We start from the raw sequence: 2793 nt of genomic DNA on the forward strand, positions 1-2793 counted from the left end.
CGGGCGGTGGCGGTGAGTGCCACGAGGCCGGGCGGCAGGGTGGCGTGGCGCGTTGGTCGGATCGGTGGGGTCATGTCGGCTCCTTCGGTCAGCCACCCAGCCCCGCGAACACGTTCTGCACATCCTCGTTCGCATCCAGCGCCGCCAGGAACGCCTCGACCTCTTCCAACTGCTCCGCGCTCAGGCTGTCGGGTGCGACCGGGTTCTTGGGCTTGTAGCCGAGCTTGGTGGACAGCACCGTGAAGCCGTGGGCGGGCAGGGCGCGGCTGACCAGATCCAGCTCGGTCGGCTCGGTGTAGAACAGGGTCGTGCCGTCCTCGTCGCCCGCTTCCAGATCCTGCGCACCGGCTTCGATGGCGGCCATCTCGGGGTCGGCGCCTGCACTGGGGTTGGTGGGTTCGGCCTCGATCATGCCGAGGTGGTCGAAGTCCCAGGCGACCGAGCCGGAGGTGCCGAGCTGGCCCTTGCGGAACAGCACGCGCATGTCGGAGGCGGCGCGGTTCACGTTGTCGGTCAGGCACTCGACCATCACGGGCACGCGGTGCGGCGCGAAGCCTTCATAGACCACATGCTCGAAGTTCACCGACTCGCCCGTCAGGCCCGCGCCCTTCTTGATCGCCCGGTCCAGCGTCTCCTTGGGCATCGAGACCTTGCGCGCCTGCTCGATGACCAGTCGCAGCCGCGAATTCGCCGCCGGGTCGGCGCCGTGGCGGGCGGCGATCATGATGTCCTTGGCGAGCTTGCCGAAGAGACGGCCCTTGGCGTTGGAGGCCAGGTCCTTGTGCTTTGCTTTCCACTGCGCGCCCATGGCGATTCCTGTGAGTTGGAGGTCAGCCGGGCAGTCTAGCGTCAGCCGCCAGTGCGTCAGCCGCCGTCCTTCGCCACCCACGCCAGCACATGCGTGCGCAGCAGCGGCAGCGCGTTGAGCACCGGGTACAGCCCCGGCCAGACCCGGCACGCTGGCCGTGCCAGCGGCGGCGCCAGCGTCACGCGCTGTACCTCGATGTGCCCTTGCGGAAACAGTGCCCGCACCCGCTGCAGCGGCACGCCGCGCACGTCCTGGTTGCGCGGGTTGTCCACGGTGAAGTCGTACCAGAGCACCGCGCCGCCCGGTTTCACCCAGCGCCACATCGTGTCGGCCAGCCGCTGCTGGACGGCGTCGTCGCGCAGCGACGAGAACACGGTGGCCTGGAAGACGAGGTCGCAGCTCGCATCGGCGATCGGCGCCGTGCAGGCGTCGCCCAGGTGCAGCGCGACCCGCTCGGGCAGCACGGTGCGTGCGTGCGCATGGCGCTCGGGCAGCAGTTCGATGCCGGCGAGGTGCTCGGGCGGCCAGCCCATGCGCAGGAATTCCAGCAGGTTGCCGCCGGCGCCACAACCCACTTCGAGCAGCGTGCGCGCGTGCAGGTCGTTCCAGCCATGGCGCGCCAGCAGGCCGAGCAGGGCGCGCTGGCGCTCGTGCACCGTCTGCCAGACATCGGGGTTCAGCAGGCTGTAGCGGTCGGCGGGCGTGCCCATGGCCGTCAGCCGGTGCAGGCCGCCAGGAAGTGCCGCGCCAGCACGGGGTAGGTGTGGTGCGCCTGCACGAAGGCCTGGCCGCGCTCGCCCATCGCGTGGCGCTCGGTCGGGGTGAGAGCGGCCAGGCGGCGCAGGCCGTCGGCCACGGCGTCGGGCGATTCGGGCGCCACGGTCAGGCCGCAGCCGGCTTCGGCCACCGGGTCGTTGCCGGCCTCGACCGAGTGCAGCACCGCGCAGCCGGCCATCATGTAGTCCATCAGCTTGTTCGGCGCGATGCCGAAGCGGTAGATCGGCACCCGCTGCCAGCCGATGTAGGCGATGTCGATCTCGGCGAGGAAGGACGGGATCTGCGCCTTGGGGATCGGCGGCAGCATCTGCACGTTCGCCAGCCCCTCGGCCTGCACGCGTGCGGCGAGCCGGTCGCGCTCGTGGCCGCCGCCGACCATGACCAGGGCGATCGGCGCGCCCTGGGTCTGCAACTGGCGCATGGCGTCGAGCAGCGTGTCCAGTGCATTGGGCAGGCCCATCGAACCGGCGTAGCCGACGACGGTGGCGCCGCGCGCGCGGACCTGTGCAACCGCAGCGGCCACGTCCGGGCGCAGCGGGGGCATCTCGCCGGTCCACTCGTCGAGCGTGATGCCGTTGGGCACGATGTGCAGCTTCTTCAGGTCCAGCCCGCGCCCGGCCATGTGGTCGTGCACCTTGGGCAGCATCGAGACCACCACGTCCGCGTCGCGGTAGGCGTCGTCCTCGGCCTTCTGGCACAGCAGGATGAAGGGGTGCTTCGGCGACATGCCCGACAGCTCGATCGGCGACAGCGGCCAGAGGTCGTGCACCTCGAACACCAGCTTCGCCCGCGCCATGCGTGCCAGCCGACGCGCGACCCAGATGTCCATCGGGTAGGTGCTGGACGCGATCACCACGTCCGGACGGAACTGCGTGGCGATGCGGCGCGAGGCCCGCCACACCTGGCGCAGGAAGGCCCAGATGTTCTTCACCCGACCGAGTCCGTTGCCCTGGTAGGCGGGGCCGGGGAACCAGAGGTAGTCGATGCCGTCGATGTCCTGGTGCGTGGGCGCGTTGATCGGGTGGTCGCGGTGCACCGGCGCCGTGGCGCGCACATGCGAGGTGGCGCAGGCGACCATCTGCACCCGGTGGCCCAGACGGGTCCACTCGCGGGCGAGGTAGTAGGGCCGGTATTCCATGCCCAGCGCGGGCGTGCCGGCGTAGTGGTTCAGGTAGAGGAGATTCATGCGGCAGCGCCGGAGTTCACGT

3 protein-coding genes are annotated in these 2793 nt (G+C 70.5%); all 3 read right to left on the bottom strand.

Annotated features, from left to right (window positions below):
* Nucleotides 1-88: 88 nt before the first annotated feature.
* The gene (locus tag AB3X43_RS08755) at nucleotides 89-808 is read right to left on the bottom strand and encodes a YebC/PmpR family DNA-binding transcriptional regulator (protein WP_369429461.1); all 720 of its coding nucleotides are present in this window, start codon (nucleotides 806-808) and stop codon (nucleotides 89-91) included.
* Between the two features lie 56 nt (nucleotides 809-864).
* The gene (locus tag AB3X43_RS08760; RefSeq protein WP_369429462.1) at nucleotides 865-1518 is read right to left on the bottom strand and encodes a class I SAM-dependent methyltransferase; all 654 of its coding nucleotides are present in this window, start codon (nucleotides 1516-1518) and stop codon (nucleotides 865-867) included.
* Between the two features lie 5 nt (nucleotides 1519-1523).
* Nucleotides 1524-2793, bottom strand: a 1270-nt coding sequence (locus tag AB3X43_RS08765; RefSeq protein ID WP_369429463.1) for a glycosyltransferase family 4 protein, incomplete at its 5' end; no start/stop codon positions are given.

The organism is Sphaerotilus sp. (genome assembly GCF_041083715.1).
Taxonomy (GTDB): domain Bacteria; phylum Pseudomonadota; class Gammaproteobacteria; order Burkholderiales; family Burkholderiaceae_C; genus Sphaerotilus.